Source organism: Bacillus sp. RAR_M1_44 (genome assembly GCF_020165935.1).
Lineage (GTDB): Bacteria > Bacillota > Bacilli > Bacillales > Bacillaceae > Bacillus > Bacillus altitudinis.
This window is the reverse complement of record NZ_JAIUKX010000001.1, coordinates 2,032,388-2,049,580: the sequence shown is the minus strand read 5'-3', so window position 1 is coordinate 2,049,580 and position 17,193 is coordinate 2,032,388. Positions and strand designations below refer to the sequence as shown.

Here is a 17,193-nt window from a genome sequence, read left to right as displayed (position 1 = left end):
CGCTGCTCCATATATCCTTAGAAAGGAGGTGATCCAGCCGCACCTTCCGATACGGCTACCTTGTTACGACTTCACCCCAATCATCTGCCCCACCTTCGGCGGCTGGCTCCATAAAGGTTACCTCACCGACTTCGGGTGTTGCAAACTCTCGTGGTGTGACGGGCGGTGTGTACAAGGCCCGGGAACGTATTCACCGCGGCATGCTGATCCGCGATTACTAGCGATTCCAGCTTCACGCAGTCGAGTTGCAGACTGCGATCCGAACTGAGAACAGATTTGTGGGATTGGCTAAACCTTGCGGTCTCGCAGCCCTTTGTTCTGTCCATTGTAGCACGTGTGTAGCCCAGGTCATAAGGGGCATGATGATTTGACGTCATCCCCACCTTCCTCCGGTTTGTCACCGGCAGTCACCTTAGAGTGCCCAACTGAATGCTGGCAACTAAGATCAAGGGTTGCGCTCGTTGCGGGACTTAACCCAACATCTCACGACACGAGCTGACGACAACCATGCACCACCTGTCACTCTGTCCCCGAAGGGAAAGCCCTATCTCTAGGGTTGTCAGAGGATGTCAAGACCTGGTAAGGTTCTTCGCGTTGCTTCGAATTAAACCACATGCTCCACCGCTTGTGCGGGCCCCCGTCAATTCCTTTGAGTTTCAGTCTTGCGACCGTACTCCCCAGGCGGAGTGCTTAATGCGTTAGCTGCAGCACTAAGGGGCGGAAACCCCCTAACACTTAGCACTCATCGTTTACGGCGTGGACTACCAGGGTATCTAATCCTGTTCGCTCCCCACGCTTTCGCTCCTCAGCGTCAGTTACAGACCAGAGAGTCGCCTTCGCCACTGGTGTTCCTCCACATCTCTACGCATTTCACCGCTACACGTGGAATTCCACTCTCCTCTTCTGCACTCAAGTTTCCCAGTTTCCAATGACCCTCCCCGGTTGAGCCGGGGGCTTTCACATCAGACTTAAGAAACCGCCTGCGAGCCCTTTACGCCCAATAATTCCGGACAACGCTTGCCACCTACGTATTACCGCGGCTGCTGGCACGTAGTTAGCCGTGGCTTTCTGGTTAGGTACCGTCAAGGTGCAAGCAGTTACTCTTGCACTTGTTCTTCCCTAACAACAGAGCTTTACGATCCGAAAACCTTCATCACTCACGCGGCGTTGCTCCGTCAGACTTTCGTCCATTGCGGAAGATTCCCTACTGCTGCCTCCCGTAGGAGTCTGGGCCGTGTCTCAGTCCCAGTGTGGCCGATCACCCTCTCAGGTCGGCTACGCATCGTCGCCTTGGTGAGCCGTTACCTCACCAACTAGCTAATGCGCCGCGGGTCCATCTGTAAGTGACAGCCGAAACCGTCTTTCATCCTTGAACCATGCGGTTCAAGGAACTATCCGGTATTAGCTCCGGTTTCCCGGAGTTATCCCAGTCTTACAGGCAGGTTACCCACGTGTTACTCACCCGTCCGCCGCTAACATCCGGGAGCAAGCTCCCTTCTGTCCGCTCGACTTGCATGTATTAGGCACGCCGCCAGCGTTCGTCCTGAGCCAGGATCAAACTCTCCGAAAAAGTACAAAACCGAAGTTTTGCTTTTCGCCAGTTTGACTGACTACCTATGATGTATCATAGGATTTTTTTATAAAAACTCGAATTAACAGGTACGTTTTGTCTTGTTTAGTTTTCAAAGATCATTTTCGTTATCGCTCGTAAGCGACTTTAATATCTTAACATTTCGCTTCGGTTGAAGTCAAGAACTTTTTTCATTTTCTTTTTTCAACCTCGTTGCTGTTTTGCGGCAACGAATAATAATATACCATCTGGATTCTTTTCTTGCAATAGTTTTTTTGAAAAAAGTTTCATTTTATGAAAAATAAAAAGCACCACAGATCAAATGGCGCTTTTGTTGATGTATTAACGGTTTCTCATTTGCGGGAAAAGCAGTACATCTCTGATTGATGGAGAATTTGTTAGTAGCATGATTAATCGGTCGATACCGATTCCTAGTCCACCTGTTGGCGGCATGCCATATTCTAATGCTTCAACAAAATCGTCATCCATTAGATGTGCTTCGTCGTTTCCTTCTTCACGTTCTTTTAATTGAGCTTCAAAGCGTTCTCTTTGATCGATCGGATCGTTTAGCTCTGTGAATGCATTTGCATGCTCGCGGCGCACGATGAATAGCTCAAAGCGGTCCGTGAAGCGCGGGTCTTCAGGATTTTTCTTAGCTAATGGAGAAATCTCGACTGGGTGCCCGTAAATAAAAGTAGGCTGAACCAGTGTTTCTTCTACTTTTTGCTCGAAGAACTCATTGATAATATGACCTACTGTCATGTTTTTTGTGATTTCAACACCGTGATCAGCAGCATGCTGTTTTGCTTCTTCTACAGACATCTCTTGCCAGAAGTCTACACCTGTCGCTTCTTTGACTGCTTCAACCATATGGAGTCTCTTCCATTCAGGTTTGAGATCAATTTCATCTTCTCCATATTGAATCGTTGTTGTTCCTAGTACCTCTTGGGCAATATGAGCAATCAAGTTTTCCGTTAGGTTCATGATGTCTTTATAGTCTGCATATGCTTCATACAGCTCAATCATAGTAAATTCCGGGTTATGACGAGTTGAGACTCCTTCATTACGGAATACGCGACCAATCTCGTATACTTTCTCTAGACCACCGACAATCAGACGTTTTAAATGCAGCTCGATCGCAATACGCATATAAAGCGGCATATCAAGTGCATTGTGATGAGTAATGAAAGGACGAGCTGATGCACCACCAGGGATGCTATGCATTGTTGGTGTTTCAACTTCTAGGTATCCTTTTGAATCTAAGTATCTTCTCATTGATTGAATGATTTTGCTTCGCATGATGAACGTCTGCTTACTTTCTGGATTGACAATCAAGTCAAGGTAACGCTGACGATAGCGTTGTTCAACATCTTTTAGTCCGTGATATTTATCAGGGAGCGGGCGAAGTGCTTTTGTCAGAACCTCAAAGCTAGTCGCTTTAATTGAAAGTTCTCCTACATTCGTTTTAAATACGGTTCCCGTCACACCGATAATATCGCCTAGGTCCGAGCTTTTGAATAATTCGTAAGCTTCTTCTCCTACACTATCTTTACGTACATAGATTTGAATTTGTCCTTCTAAGTCTTGAATGTGTGCAAAGCCAGCTTTCCCTTTTCCACGCTTTGTCATCATACGGCCAGCAATTGTTACTTGAGCTGCTTTTTCTTCTAAGTCTTCTTTTGAAAACTCGTCATATTCAGCAATAATTTGTGCAGATTGATGAGAACGGTCATATCGTTCACCGAATGGATCGATACCCTCTTCTCTCATTTTATTCATTTTGTCACGTCTTACTTGGAATTGATCATTTAATTCTTCGTTATTAAGCCCTTCATTACTCATTTATATCACTCCAATAATGTATTTTGCAGAGAAAAGCAGAAAAACTGCCAGTACGTGCACTAGCAGTGAGCTACAAAAAGAAAGATAGTCTTATCCTACTTTTATTCTTTGAAGCTCTTTTGCCTCTGCTTCGATCGTAAAGTCATCTAGAACTTTTACAAGCTCCGCTCTCGTTTCACTTTGATTGATTTGGTTTCTTACATCTGCATTGCCTCGGACACCTTTTAAGTACCATGCTGCATGTTTTCTCATTTCTCTGACAGCCACACGCTCGCCTTTCAGGTCTATGAGTCTGTCTAAGTGAAGTTTGCACACAGACATTTTCTCACGCACATTAGGCTCTTCTTTTAGTTCACCCGTTTCTAAATAATGAACCGTCCGGTAAATCATCCACGGGTTTCCTAGTGCGGCTCTTCCGATCATGACAGCATCTGCACCCGTTTCATCAAGCATACGTTTTGCATCCTGAGGGGTTTTGACATCTCCATTGCCGATGACTGGAATGGAAACAGATTGTTTGACCTCTTTTATAATATCCCAATTCGCTGTTCCTTCGTACATCTGCACACGTGTCCGTCCGTGAAGCGCAACCGCTTGTCCACCTGCTCGTTCAACAGCACGGGCATTGTCGATAGCGAAGATATGGTCTTCGTCCCAGCCCATTCTCATTTTCACCGTAACAGGTTTATCTACAGCATCTACGACTGCGGATACCATTTCGTAAATCTTGTTTGGATCCAGCAGCCATTTCGCTCCTGCGTCACATTTCGTGATCTTTGGTACAGGACATCCCATATTAATATCAATAATGTCCGCCGTTGTATTCTGGTCTACAAACTTGGCCGCTTCCACGAGCGTGTCCTTTTCTCCCCCAAATATCTGAAGGCTCAACGGTTTTTCACGTTCATCAATGTACAGCATGCCCATCGTTCTGGCATTATTAATCAAGATCGCTTTGTCACTGACCATTTCAGCGCAGACTAGGCCCGCTCCAAACTCTTTCACCGTGAGTCTGAAAGCAGAGTTACACACACCAGCCATTGGTGCGAGCACTACTTTGTTTTTAATTTCAATATCTCCGATTTTAAACATCTAGTCCCCTCCTTTCCTCTTCAAGTATTGGTGAAAGTTCTTCCACCGTTATATTTAAAGCATCTGCTATTTGACCAACCATTTGGTTTGTTGGTAATCGATTGCCTCGCTCAATTTCCCCTAAGACAGAGACAGAGATGCCCAGTCTTTTGGCGAACCCTTCCTGAGTATACCCTTTTAGCTTTCGGTATGCACGAATTCTTCTACCCCACATGTCTTTTTCCATATGCTTACACCTTCTTGGTCTGTTACGGCGTTTATCTGGGCTTCGCCGATTTCTGGGCAAATCTCACTCATCGGAACAAGAACGAATAAACGTTCGTACATTCTAGGATGCGGCACTACAAGTTGTTCTGTTTCAATATTTTCACGATTATAAAGTAAAATGTCAAGGTCAGCTGTCCGTGGACCCCACCTCACTTCTCTTGTTCTGCCCAACTCCTGCTCAATGTTCTGAGTCAGTGATAGAAGTTCTTCAGGACGAAGCGAGGTGGAAATCTTCACAGCCATGTTCAAGAAGTCATCCTGATTCTCGTAGCCTACAGGTGTTGTCTCATATATAGATGAAATGGATTCAACTTGAACACCTGGATGTTCGTGAAGTTTTTTGACAGCTTCTTTTAAGTAGGTTTCCTTTTTTCCTATGTTTGAACCTAAAGCGATATATGCTGTATTGTTCATGCGCGTGATCTCGTCATTTCAATAGCAACGGACTGATAGTGTCCTGGAATTGGCGGATCTGGTTTGATTACTTTTACTGTACATTCTTGAACTGTCGGAAAGTCCTTTAACACTTGGTTTGCAATTCTTTCTGTCAGCGTTTCAACGAGGTTCACTGGATCCCCTTCTACAATATTTTTGCAGATGTTGTAGAGCTCAGCATAGTTGATGGTCTCATTTAGGTCATCCGTTTGTCCTGCCTTACTTAAATCAAGTGAAGCTGTTAGGTCCACACGAAAGCGCTGGCCTAGTTTATTCTCTTCTGCAAATACACCGTGATAGCCGTAAAATTCCATTCCGTTTACATATACTTTATCGATGATAAGCGCCTCCTTTATTCAGCATGGCATCCATCATTTTTGCCATTCTTGCGATTTCTTTTACATCATGCACTCGGACCATCGCGCTGCCCTTTTGAATCCCAAGACAGACCGTTGCACCCGTTCCTTCAGTACGTTCTTCAGGCGGCAGGTCTAAAACTGCACCGATGAATCGTTTGCGGGATGTTGCTAGAAGCAGCGGATACCCTAGGTGGCAAAAATGTTCAAGTTCATTCATGACCATGAGGTTGTCAGTTTTATTTTTCGCAAATCCTACACCAGGGTCTAATATAATCATGTCATCACGGACACCCGCTTGTTTTACAATTTGAACACTTTCTTTCAGATCTGCAATCATATCTGAAATCAGATGGGTGTAATTCCGCTCTGGTCGATTGTGCATTAAGATGATTGGCACGTTGTGCTTCGCTGCCACATGCGCCATTTGAGGATCAGCTTTCGCCCCCCATACATCATTAATGATTGAGGCTCCTGCTTTCACTGCCTCATCTGCTACATGGGCTTTATACGTATCAATAGAAATAGGTATGTCCAATTCTTTTGTGATCTTCTCAATGACAGGAATGACCCTTGAAAGCTCCTCTTGCTCTGAGACAAGTGCCGCTCCCGGCCGAGTCGATTCACCGCCAATATCAATAATATGCGCCCCATCTTCTATGAGCTGCGTTGCATGAGCCAGCGCTTTATCAATTTGATTGAATTTTCCTCCATCTGAAAAAGAGTCCGGTGTGACATTTAAAATGCCCATGACCAATGTCTTCTCTTCATAACTAAGGGTATGGTGCTTGGCTTGTATGATTTTAGGCTGTTTTATCAATTGTTGTGTCATTGTGTCCACCTACTCTTTATGTTCTAGACGTGCTTTTTTATATTCTGTTCTCAGCTTGGTCGAAATCGTTCGGTTGTGGTTTTGCAGGACGGTGTCTCCGATATTTTTAAAAGGCACAATTCCCTGAACCGAATTGGTCATCCACGCCTCATCAGCTGAGAGCAAGTGTGAGAGTGGATATCTTCCTTCTATTAGTGGGATCCCCGAAGCTTGCAGCGTTTCGATACAATATCGACGGGTAACCCCGTTTAAAATGCCGGTATCAAGTGAAGGTGTATAGATCACATCTTTTTTTCGCCAAAATAGATTTGACGTAATTCCTTCTGCCACATCGTCTTCTTTTGTTAAAAAGATCCCTTCTATCGACGGATCGTTCCCTACTTCTCTTTTCGCCAGCAGGTTGTTCATGTAATGATGCGACTTGAGCCGTCTTGGACCTTCCGGTGTGTTTCTTCTTGTATCAAGAATGATTCCCTGTTTTTCATCTACTATTGATTCAGGCCGGAATGGGGAGATCATCACAAAAACAACAGGCTCCTCATAAGGGTCTGCAGAAAATCCATTGCCTCTGCCCGCAGAAACATTGAAGCGGATCCTCGCATGACCGCCCGTTATTTGGTTTTGATTGAATAATGTATGAATGATGTCGAGTACAAATGGTTTCTCTATTGTGGATTCGATGCAAAGGTCACGCAATGATTGATTGAGCCTTTCAAGATGCCAGTCTAACAAGAAGACTTGTCCTGCTAGAGAGGTAAATGTTTCGAATACACCGATGCCATATAGAAAACCATGATCAAAAGGAGAAAGAGTCGCGTCTTTCTCCTCTATATACTGACCGTTCAGGTAAATGATCATGCGTTTACTTCATTCCCCTTTTTACGATAGGTTTCAATGAAATTTCTGAGCATTTCTTTACCGAAGGACGTCATAATCGATTCTGGATGGAATTGAACACTTTCAATCGGAAGTTCTTTATGGCGAATGGCCATGAGTTCGCCTTCCTTTGTGCTCGCTGTTCTGACAAAGCACTCCGGCAGCGTCTCGTCTTTAACAATTAATGAATGATATCTCGTTGCGACGAGCGGATTTTGGAGTCCCGTGAAGACACCTTTGCCGTCATGTTCAATCTCTGATGTTTTCCCATGCATTAACCGCTCCGCACGAATGACATCTCCACCAAATACTTGTGCAATGGATTGATGACCTAAACAGACACCAAAGATCGGAATCTTCCCAGCAAAATGTTTGATCGCTTCCATACTAATTCCTGCTTCATCCGGACTGCAAGGTCCTGGAGAAATCATCAGAAAGTCTGGCTTGAGCTCTTCGATTTCTTGAATAGTGACTTGATCGTTTCGTTTTACAATCAGTTCTTCCCCAAGCTCACCTAAATACTGGACCAGGTTGTACGTAAATGAATCGTAATTATCAATCATTAATATCATACTCTGCTCACCTCTAACTCAAAATAGTCTCTTCTTTGCTCAACTGTAATGCTTTTTTCACTGCATAGGCTTTTTTAATCGATTCTTTGTATTCGTGCTTTGGTACAGAATCGATGACAATGCCTGCACCTGACTGCATGAAGGCTCTGCCCCCTGTACAATAAGCCGTACGAATGACGATATTAAAATGCATATCTTGATTGAATCCAAACCAGCCTATAGATCCAGTATAAAGCCCACGTCTTGTTGGCTCAAGTTCTTCTATGATTTCCATTGTTCTCACTTTTGGCGCACCTGTAATCGTTCCGCCTGGGAATACAGCTCTCATGACATCTACTGCATCACAATCATCACGCAGCTCCCCTTGGACATTTGATACAATGTGCATCACGTGTGAATATTTCTCAATGGCCATAAATTCGTTCACCTTGACTGAGCCATAAGTAGACACTCGTCCAAGATCATTCCGCTCAAGATCAACAAGCATCACATGTTCTGCGCGTTCTTTTTCATCTTCAATGAGTTCTTTTGCCAGCGCTTGATCTTCTGCATCATCCTTGCCTCTTGATCTTGTGCCAGCGATCGGTCTTGTTTCGAGCTGAATGCCTTTTTTCTTAATAAGCAGTTCTGGAGATCCACAGACAATTTGGAAATCTGGCGTGTGCAGATATGACATATATGGAGATGGATTCACGTGACGTAATGTTTTGTATAAATGATATGGGTGGGTATGAAGCTGTTCATCTTGTCTAATCGATAGGTTCACTTGGAACACGTCACCGCTGGCGATATATTGTTTAATCGATTCTACAGCTTCCCCGAAAGCTTCTTCAGTAAAAGGTGCAGCAGGTACACATTCCGAAGAAGACACGTTGACAGGTGAATGTGCTGATTCTTCTGATGTGCTTGTCCAGCTTTGCTTTAATTCTTCGAGTCTTTGATGAACTTCACTGACAGGTTCGTCTCCTTCTGTATGAGTGATCAGCCAGAGGACGTCTTTATTATGATCAAAGACAGCGACATCATTGAATACGAGGAAATACAAATCAGGCGTCTTCAAATCATCGATGGACAGCATTTTAAAATGCTCGATATATCTTGCGTAATCATAGCTCAAAAATCCAATCGCTCCACCTTGGAAGTCAGGGTATTCGTCGTTCGTTTCGGTTTGTAGGGTTTGAAACCAATCAGCAAACGCCCTAAAAGGATCTCCCTCTTTGAACAACACCTCATTCTGATAATGGATGGTGGTCATCCCGTCCTTCCCTTTCGCTTTAGCGATCGGATGAATGCCGGCAATACTGTATTCTCCGCCACGTGCACTTTCAAGAAGGACGTGATGTGATTCATGAGCCGTTAATTGTTCGTATCGTTTCAAGAATGCATCTTTCGTAAAAGGAATTTTGATGCCCATCGGCCTACGTTGTGTCATGTAATCATCCTTTTTTATTTTCATTAATCTTATTGTAATGCAATCCATTTTAATTAGAAAATAGTATTTGCTTTCCATCTTCAGAATTCATGAAAAAACCCCAGCAAATGCTGGGGTGTATTGTTTAATCAAATTGATAAAGCGGCGTACTAAGGTAACGTTCACCATTACTTGGAATAATCGCTAGAACCTTTTTCCCTTTACCAAGCTTCTTCGCTGTTTGAAGCGCTGCATAAATGGCTGCTCCTGAAGATATACCACCAAGGATTCCTTCTTCTTTCGCTGCCTTTCTTGCAAGTTCAAATGCATCTTCGTTTTTCACTTGGATAATGCCGTCATATACTTCTGTGTTCAAGATAGATGGAACAAACCCTGCTCCGATGCCTTGAATTTTATGCGGACCTGGTTTCCCGCCTGATAGTACAGGAGAATCTGTTGGTTCTACCGCATAAAGCTGAATAGATGGAATGGCTTCTTTCAGGACTTCACCAGCACCTGTAATCGTACCGCCCGTACCAACTCCTGCAATAAATGCATCAAGGTCGCCGTCAAACTGTTCAAGAATCTCTTTCCCTGTTGTGCGGCGGTGAATCTCAGCATTGGCTTCATTGCTGAACTGCTGAGGCATGAAGTATCCGTGCTCTTCTGCTAATTCTTCTGCTTTTTTGATGGCACCTTTCATTCCTTCTGCACCCGGTGTTAATACAAGCTCTGCACCGTAAGCGCGTAAAAGGTTGCGGCGCTCCTGACTCATTGTATCCGGCATAACTAAAATCGCATTGATTCCTTTTGCAGCCGCGACCATCGCAAGACCGATTCCTGTGTTTCCACTTGTTGGCTCAATGAGTGTGTCACCAGCTTTTAATGTACCTTTTGCTTCAGCATCTTCGATCATCGCTAACGCAATACGATCTTTTACACTGCTGCCTGGGTTCATATATTCAAGTTTCAAGTAGACATCCGCACTGTCTTCATCTACTAAACGGTTTAATTTAACGACTGGTGTATTTCCTATTAGTTCAAAAACTGAATTTGCAATACGAGCCATCACTAACACCTCTATCTCCGAGTAATTTTATTGTATTAATATTAAATTATCAATTTCGAAAAATTTTGTCAATGCTTTTAGTCCTGCTCTCCATCGTAAAACCATGTGACTTTTGCTTCTTTCCACAGGGTTTTGACATTCGCCTTTTCACCCAGATCTTCCATGGCGATCTGCCTTTTGATCTGATCTTTGACTTCTTCATAAGAGAAGGAGCGGCCATTTAATTTTTCTTTTAATTGTATGATGGCATAACCGTTTTTGATCTCGATCGGCTCTTTCGTCCATTCATCTGGCTGAAGCTTTTGGGCTTCTTGTATGTATAGGGCTGGGATGCTTTCTTGTTCTTCTGTGACAAATCCAAGATCTCCGCCGTAAGGAGAGGTATATCGATCGGTGGATCGTTCAGCTGCTACAGCTTCGAAGCTAGATCCGCCCTTTAAATCTTTTAATACACTTTGTGCCTCGTCTTTTGTTTTCACAACAATGTGTCGAATTCGGTATGAGTCATCATATTGATACAAGTCTTTGTTTTTTTCATAAAAGGATTTGGCTTCTTTTTCAGAAACGACCGCATCTCTCGTTAGAAGCTGTTCTAATAAAATTTGATAACGAATCTGCTCTTTCCATTCCTTTTCACTTGTATGACCGTCTTCGTAGAAATTATTAGATACCGCTTTCAGCATCAGCAGCTCACGATTGATCTCTTTTGAAGATACCTCCAGCTTGTTTTCTTTCGCAAGCTGATTGACTACCTTCTGATTGATCATTTGTTCAAGTGTTGCCTTTCCGTAGCGGTCTTCCATTTTCTTTAACCATTCTTGACGTGTGACTTTCTCTTTCCCAATAGAAGCAATTTCTTCACCGCTCTTCCCATTTGAAGAAGCTTGCGACATTTGTGACTTTGTTAATACATATGCAATGACAACGGCATTAATCATGAGCAGAACGAGGATAAATGTCCATACCACTCTTGCTTTCAGTCTCATCTTTCGTCTCCTTTCCATTCTAAAAAGAAAACCCGCTGCTTAGAGCTTAGCGGGTTATTTCTTCACGTAGCTCTTCTAGCTCTTCTTTTGTAAATACATACGTTTCGTTACAAAAATGGCATTGAGCTTCTGCTTGTCCGTCTTGTTCAATCATATCCTCAATTTCGGCTTTCCCTAGGCTGATAATACCGTTGGCAAACCGTTCTTTTGAGCAGTTACAAGAAAATTCGACAGGTACAGTTTCTAAAATTTGAGGTTTTTCACCGAGCACTTCTTCTAAAATTTCTTCAGGAGTCATCCCTTTTTCAATCAGTTTAGAGATTGGTTCAATGGTTGATAATCTCTTTTCGAGTCTTTCGATGACTGCATCTTCTGTTCCAGGCAGCAATTGAATGATGAAACCGCCTGCTGCAAGGATCGAGTTATCTGGATTGACAAGAACACCCACACCTACAGAGGATGGCACTTGTTCAGAGGAGACGAGGTAATAAGTAAAGTCATCTCCAATTTCACCTGAGACAATTTCTGTTTGCCCTGTAAAGTGGTCTTTCAGTCCGATATCTTTGACAACACTTAACGTTCCAGATGTTCCAACAGCACGTCTAACGTCCAGCTTCCCATGTTCATTTAAATCAAAGTGAACTTGTGGGTTTGAGACATATCCGCGCACCTGACCTTTTGCGTTTCCATCCGCAATGATGGCTCCGATCGGCCCACCACCTTCAATTTTGACAGTTAATTTATTCTCGCCTTTCAGCATGGCTCCCATCATGACAGTCGCTGTCATGGTTCTGCCGATTGCAGCTGAAGCAGTTGGCCACGTATGGTGTCTCCTCTGCGCTTCGTTGATTGTATCTGTTGTGTTCGCAGCATACGCACGGACTTTCCCGTCATATGCTAACGCTTTAACTAAATAATCCATTTTGATTAAACCCTCCTATAATACACCGACACGATTGCGTTCATAAATTAATTGGAGCCCTTTTAATGTGAGGAACGGATCGACAATATCAATACAGTCTGATTCATTTCCAATCAATGTAGACAAACCGCCTGTTGCAATGACTTTCGGTGTTTGTTTGGCTTGCTGCTTCATCCGTTTCACTATTCCCTCGACTTGACCAACATATCCATACAGGATACCTGATTGCATCGCACTGATCGTGTTTTTCCCTACGATATGATCTGGACGAACAATTTCAATCCTTGGCAGCTTAGCCGCTCTTGTATATAAAGCCTCTGTTGAGATGGTAATACCCGGTGCAATTGCGCCACCCATGTATTGTTTTTGTTCATTGATATAGCAGTAGGTTGTGGCTGTTCCAAAGTCTACCACAATGAGAGGTGCCCCATACAGGTGAATGGCCGCCACTGCGTTCACAATTCGATCAGCGCCGACTTCCTTTGGATTGTCACACATAATGTTTAATCCAGTCTTCATGCCAGGCCCAACGATTTGAGGAGTAATGTGAAAATACTTTTCGCACATTCTTTCCAGAGCAAACATCATTGGCGGGACAACAGAAGAAATGATAATCCCTTCTATCTGGTCAAACATCAGCCCTACATAGTCAAATAAGGATCGGATTGCCATACCAAATTCATCTTCTGTTTTATGACGGCTTGTTTCAATCCGCCAATGGTAGTTCAAATCGCCATTATGATAAACACCTAAAACGGTATTTGTGTTTCCTACATCTATCACGAGTAACAACTTCATCACCACTTTGAATAGTGTCTCAAAAAGAGCATTTTTCGACTTTCTATCATACCATACACGAATTGAGTTCCATTTGTAAACAATTCGAAACCGATCCATTCATGAATCGAAATAAAAAAAGCTGCCGGTGAGCCCGACAGCTTTTTATAGAAGGAGATTAAATCTCCTCGTCTTCTTCTTTTTTCTTGATGTTCACTTTCACATCATCGTTTTTCTCTTCGTCATCTGCGTATACACGCTCTGGAAGCTTTCCAGTATCGTAAAGAGATTTAATTTGTTCAGCATCTAATGTTTCCACTTCTAGAAGAGCTTGTGCGATGATTTCTAGCTTATCTTTATTCTCAGTGAGAATTTGTTTCGCACGTTCGTAGCTTTCTTTGATGAAGCGCTGAACTTCTTGGTCAATTTCATAAGCGATCGCTTCACTATAATTCGGCTCGTTGTTGAAATCACGGCCAAGGAATACTTGACCTCCTTGTGCTTGACCGAATTGTAGAGGACCAAGTTTATCAGACATACCGAACTCTGTGACCATTCTTCTTGCAATGCCTGTTGCACGCTGGAAGTCGTTGTGAGCGCCTGTACTTACCTCACCAAACGTAATTTCCTCTGCAACACGACCGCCGAGCAAGCCGACGATTTTATCAAGAAGCTCTGGCTTCGTTTGGAAATAACGGTCTTCTCTTGGAAGCATGACCGCATATCCGCCTGCCTGACCACGAGGAACGATCGTTACTTTATGCACCATGTCAGCTTCGTCAAGGACAAGTCCAATGACGGTATGACCTGCTTCATGGTACGCCACGATATTGCGTTCTTTCTTCGAAATGACACGGCTTTTCTTAGCCGGTCCAGCAATGACACGGTCAGTTGCTTCGTCGATATCACGCATATCAATTTTCTTTTTGTTTTGACGGGCAGCAACAAGTGCTGCTTCGTTTAGTAAGTTCTCAAGATCTGCTCCAGAGAACCCTGGTGTTCTGCTTGCAATGGCTTTCAAGTTGACTGTATCATCAAGCGGTTTGTTTTTCGCATGAACCTTCAGTACTTCTTCACGGCCAATGACATCTGGGCGGTCAACCGTAATTTGACGGTCAAAACGTCCCGGACGTAGCAATGCAGGATCTAGGATATCTGCACGGTTCGTTGCAGCAATGATAATAATACCTTCGTTGGCACTAAAACCATCCATTTCAACAAGAAGCTGGTTAAGCGTTTGTTCACGCTCATCATGACCACCGCCAAGACCTGCTCCACGCTGACGACCCACTGCATCAATCTCATCAATAAAGATTAAGCAAGGTGCATTCTTTTTCGCATTTTCAAACAAATCACGTACACGTGATGCACCGACACCGACGAACATCTCGACGAAGTCAGAACCACTGATGCTGAAGAAAGGAACGCCTGCTTCTCCTGCAGATGCTCTCGCAAGCAATGTTTTACCTGTACCTGGAGGTCCTACCAGTAAAACCCCTTTAGGGATTCTTGCGCCAAGCTCCGCAAATTTACGTGGATCTTTTAAGAATTCAACCACTTCTACGAGCTCTTGTTTTTCTTCATCCGCACCGGCAACATCTTTAAATTTCACACGTTTCTTCTCTTCTGTGTAAAGCTTCGCCTTACTCTTACCAAAGTTCATGACACGGCTTCCACCGCCTTGAGCTTGGTTCAATAAGAAGAAGAACAGGATAAAGATGATGATGAATGGAATGATGGTTGTCAGAACTTGCAGCCATCCATTTGTTTCAGGTGCTGGTTCTACTTTTACATCTGTATTCTTCAGTGCACTGTAAATTTGGTCAACTCCTTGACCGTCTGGAACGTGGGTAATGAAGTATTCATCTTTCTTCGCGCCATCTAATTGACCACGAATTTCATAAACCCCTCTTACAGGCTGGATGGAGATACTCTCCACTTTTCCCGCACTTAAATTTTGCGAAAATTTGCTGTAAGACATGTTCTCAGGCTTTTGATTAGGGGATCCTAACCAACTGACAACCCCTATCACAAGTAATAAAATAAGTATATAAAAAATCGTATTACGAAAAACCCGATTCATTCCTTACCTCCTCCCACAGTAAGCACAACTATGTTCAATAGTATCATAGAAAATCATTCCAACACAACCAATAACCTCATGTAAACGTGTGCTCATTAGCCTTCGTAAACAGATGGTTTTAACACTCCAATATACGGGAGGTTTCGGTAACGTTCGGCAAAATCCAATCCATAGCCAACAACAAATGCATCTGGTACTTCAAACCCAACATAATCTGCTTTGATGTCTGCTTTGCGGCCGCTTGGTTTATCAAGCAATGTCACAATTTTAATGGAGTTTGCTTTACGGTATCGGAAAAGCTCTACCAGATAACTCAAAGTTAACCCACTGTCGATGATATCTTCCATAATTAGAATATCTCTTCCTTCAACAGAAGTATCTAGATCTTTGATGATCTTCACTTCTCCAGAAGATACGGTAGACTTTCCGTAGCTAGATACATCCATAAAATCAAGCTCTAAATATGTATCAATGTGTTTGATCAGGTCTGCCATGAATGGAAGAGCCCCTTTCAAAACACCAATAGCCAGGGGAAATTTACCATCATAATCGCTGGTTAATGTTGCACCCAGTTCCTTCACTTTTAGCTGGATCTCTTCTTCTGAGATCAAAATCTTTTCAATATCTTGTTTCATGCTTTTGCTTGCCCCCTACAAATTTTCGTGCTGTCTATATTGTAATACAATGAGATCGCTGTTTGTCATATCAATTTCTTCAAAAACGGATTTTTTCAGACCTGGGATCCAGATGATTTGATGATCCGAGTCAGTGACGATCGGCCAGCTGTCTCTTTCTGCAAGAGGCACTTTTTTATCAATAAATATATCTTTCACCTTTTTTGATCCATTCATCCCTTTTAGTTTGATTCGATCACCGTTTTTTCGTGAGCGAATGATCAAAGGAAGACGAACATGATCTTTTTGAAGCAAGAAAAAATGGTTTCCGTTCCGTGCATCCTTCGGAACATGATTTGATACCAAGATAGACTGTCCATTCGGGAGAAAAAGTTCCTCGCCAAGCTCACCTTTTAAATGATGAGTATATGACTGATCTATGACAAGCGATCGTTCAAAGGTAAACATACAGTGATCATAAGATTTGACAGCTTGTAAACCTTTTGGCAAATCTAATGATCCAGACGGTTGATCAGTATGAGATAACCAGTCCAAAGTCCCTAGAATATGCTGGTTTGAAAACGCTGATTGAGTGTTTTCATAAAGATAGTTTAATATTAGTTGAATGCCTCTTCTTTGTAAAGGCAAAGGCAGGTCAAGCAAAGGCTTCGTTTTGATCTCAATTTGCTTAGGCGTTTGATTCGTAATGACTTGATGCATTTGATCCTTTGTTAATGCCTGCAAGTACTGCTCATCCTCAGTCAGCATGTCACTTACAAACTGAAAGCTTTCATGCACATGAGGTGCCTCTTCTTTTAACACGGGAAGAACGTGTCTTCTGATCCGGTTTCTCAAGTAGTCATCGGTGTGATTGCTTTGATCAATGACATAAGGAACTTGTTCTTTTTCGCAAGAAGTGAGTACATCATCCTTAGAATATCCAATCAGCGGACGAATCAGCCACCCTTCTTGAAAAGGGCGCTTTGCTTGCATACCTGCGAGTCCTATTCCAACAGTCCCTCTTGTCAGCCTCATCACCATTGTTTCTACTTGATCGTCTCCATGATGTGCAAGCGCTATAAATTGAGCGTTGTACTGTTCCATCAATTGACGAAAGAAAGCATATCTGCACTCTCTTGCAGCTGCCTGCTTGTTTAAGCGGTTTTCTTTTGCATATTGGGTGACCTGTATACGAGCCGATTCAAAAAGGATCTCATGCTCTTTACAGTACGCTTCAACAAATGCCAAATCAGCAAAGGATTCTTCTCCTCTGAACATGTGATCTACATGGGCTGCAATCAGCTGAAAGGAACCTTTTCGACGTTTGTTTAGTTCATGCAGCAAGAGCATAGAATCTGGTCCGCCAGAAACCCCGACAATGACTGTCGTATTTTCAAGGAAAACATCATGTTTTTTCAAAAAAGATTCAATTCTATTCACAACTTCCTCCTCACAAAGAGCAGGTAATTTAAAGATATACATATCCTAT

General features: G+C 43.1%; 15 protein-coding genes, 1 rRNA gene and 1 pseudogene. All 17 read right to left on the bottom strand.

The window, feature by feature from the left end; translation table 11 throughout:
* Positions 1–21: 21 nt before the first annotated feature.
* Positions 22–1,570, bottom strand: a 16S ribosomal RNA gene (locus LCD34_RS10860).
* Positions 1,571–1,912: 342 nt separating this feature from the next.
* Positions 1,913–3,412 (bottom strand): lysine--tRNA ligase, encoded by a 1,500-nt coding sequence (lysS, locus tag LCD34_RS10855; protein ID WP_025206611.1) that lies wholly within the window; start codon positions 3,410–3,412, stop codon positions 1,913–1,915.
* 90 nt (positions 3,413–3,502) lie between these two features.
* A complete protein-coding gene (gene dusB / locus LCD34_RS10850) occupies positions 3,503–4,504 on the bottom strand; it encodes a tRNA dihydrouridine synthase DusB (RefSeq protein WP_224558995.1) in 1,002 nt (333 codons plus the stop codon).
* Positions 4,497–4,730 carry a helix-turn-helix domain-containing protein gene (locus LCD34_RS10845; RefSeq protein WP_017366448.1) on the bottom strand — a complete coding sequence of 78 codons (234 nt, stop codon included), beginning with the start codon at positions 4,728–4,730 and terminating at the stop codon, positions 4,497–4,499. Before LCD34_RS10845 ends, dusB begins: the two co-directional genes overlap by 8 nt.
* The gene (gene folK / locus LCD34_RS10840) at positions 4,682–5,185 is read right to left on the bottom strand and encodes a 2-amino-4-hydroxy-6-hydroxymethyldihydropteridine diphosphokinase (protein ID WP_007496156.1); all 504 of its coding nucleotides are present in this window, start codon (positions 5,183–5,185) and stop codon (positions 4,682–4,684) included. The genes LCD34_RS10845 and folK overlap by 49 nt, the downstream gene beginning before the upstream one ends.
* Entirely contained in the window at positions 5,182–5,544 is a 363-nt protein-coding gene (gene folB, locus LCD34_RS10835; RefSeq protein ID WP_024719372.1) for a dihydroneopterin aldolase, read from the bottom strand. Before folB ends, folK begins: the two co-directional genes overlap by 4 nt.
* Complete coding sequence (gene folP / locus LCD34_RS10830) at positions 5,537–6,394, bottom strand: dihydropteroate synthase (RefSeq protein ID WP_024719371.1); 858 nt, start codon at positions 6,392–6,394, stop codon at positions 5,537–5,539. The genes folB and folP overlap by 8 nt, the downstream gene beginning before the upstream one ends.
* Positions 6,395–6,403: 9 nt before the next feature.
* The gene (gene pabC, locus LCD34_RS10825) at positions 6,404–7,252 is read right to left on the bottom strand and encodes an aminodeoxychorismate lyase (RefSeq protein WP_224558993.1); all 849 of its coding nucleotides are present in this window, start codon (positions 7,250–7,252) and stop codon (positions 6,404–6,406) included.
* On the bottom strand, positions 7,249–7,842 hold the full coding sequence (pabA, locus tag LCD34_RS10820; protein WP_008341810.1) for an aminodeoxychorismate/anthranilate synthase component II: 594 nt from the start codon (positions 7,840–7,842) through the stop codon (positions 7,249–7,251). Before pabA ends, pabC begins: the two co-directional genes overlap by 4 nt.
* A 13-nt stretch (positions 7,843–7,855) precedes the next feature.
* Positions 7,856–9,274, bottom strand: coding sequence for an anthranilate synthase component I family protein (locus LCD34_RS10815; protein ID WP_224558974.1), 1,419 nt, complete (start codon positions 9,272–9,274; stop codon positions 7,856–7,858).
* Positions 9,275–9,398: 124 nt separating this feature from the next.
* Complete coding sequence (gene cysK / locus LCD34_RS10810; protein WP_008341814.1) at positions 9,399–10,322, bottom strand: cysteine synthase A; 924 nt, start codon at positions 10,320–10,322, stop codon at positions 9,399–9,401.
* Positions 10,323–10,399: 77 nt separating this feature from the next.
* A complete protein-coding gene (locus LCD34_RS10805) occupies positions 10,400–11,302 on the bottom strand; it encodes a peptidyl-prolyl cis-trans isomerase (protein ID WP_025206605.1) in 903 nt (300 codons plus the stop codon).
* 52 nt (positions 11,303–11,354) lie between these two features.
* Positions 11,355–12,230, bottom strand: coding sequence for an Hsp33 family molecular chaperone HslO (gene hslO / locus LCD34_RS10800; RefSeq protein WP_007496169.1), 876 nt, complete (start codon positions 12,228–12,230; stop codon positions 11,355–11,357).
* Between the two features lie 15 nt (positions 12,231–12,245).
* On the bottom strand, positions 12,246–13,022 hold the full coding sequence (locus tag LCD34_RS10795; protein WP_008341820.1) for a type III pantothenate kinase: 777 nt from the start codon (positions 13,020–13,022) through the stop codon (positions 12,246–12,248).
* Between the two features lie 163 nt (positions 13,023–13,185).
* Positions 13,186–15,090 carry an ATP-dependent zinc metalloprotease FtsH gene (gene ftsH, locus LCD34_RS10790; protein WP_007496173.1) on the bottom strand — a complete coding sequence of 635 codons (1,905 nt, stop codon included), beginning with the start codon at positions 15,088–15,090 and terminating at the stop codon, positions 13,186–13,188.
* Positions 15,091–15,185: 95 nt separating this feature from the next.
* The gene (gene hpt / locus LCD34_RS10785) at positions 15,186–15,725 is read right to left on the bottom strand and encodes a hypoxanthine phosphoribosyltransferase (RefSeq protein WP_007496175.1); all 540 of its coding nucleotides are present in this window, start codon (positions 15,723–15,725) and stop codon (positions 15,186–15,188) included.
* Positions 15,722–17,144 (bottom strand): annotated as a pseudogene (gene tilS / locus LCD34_RS10780) (tRNA lysidine(34) synthetase TilS). The gene hpt and the pseudogene tilS overlap by 4 nt, the downstream one beginning before the upstream one ends.
* Positions 17,145–17,193 lie beyond the last annotated feature (49 nt).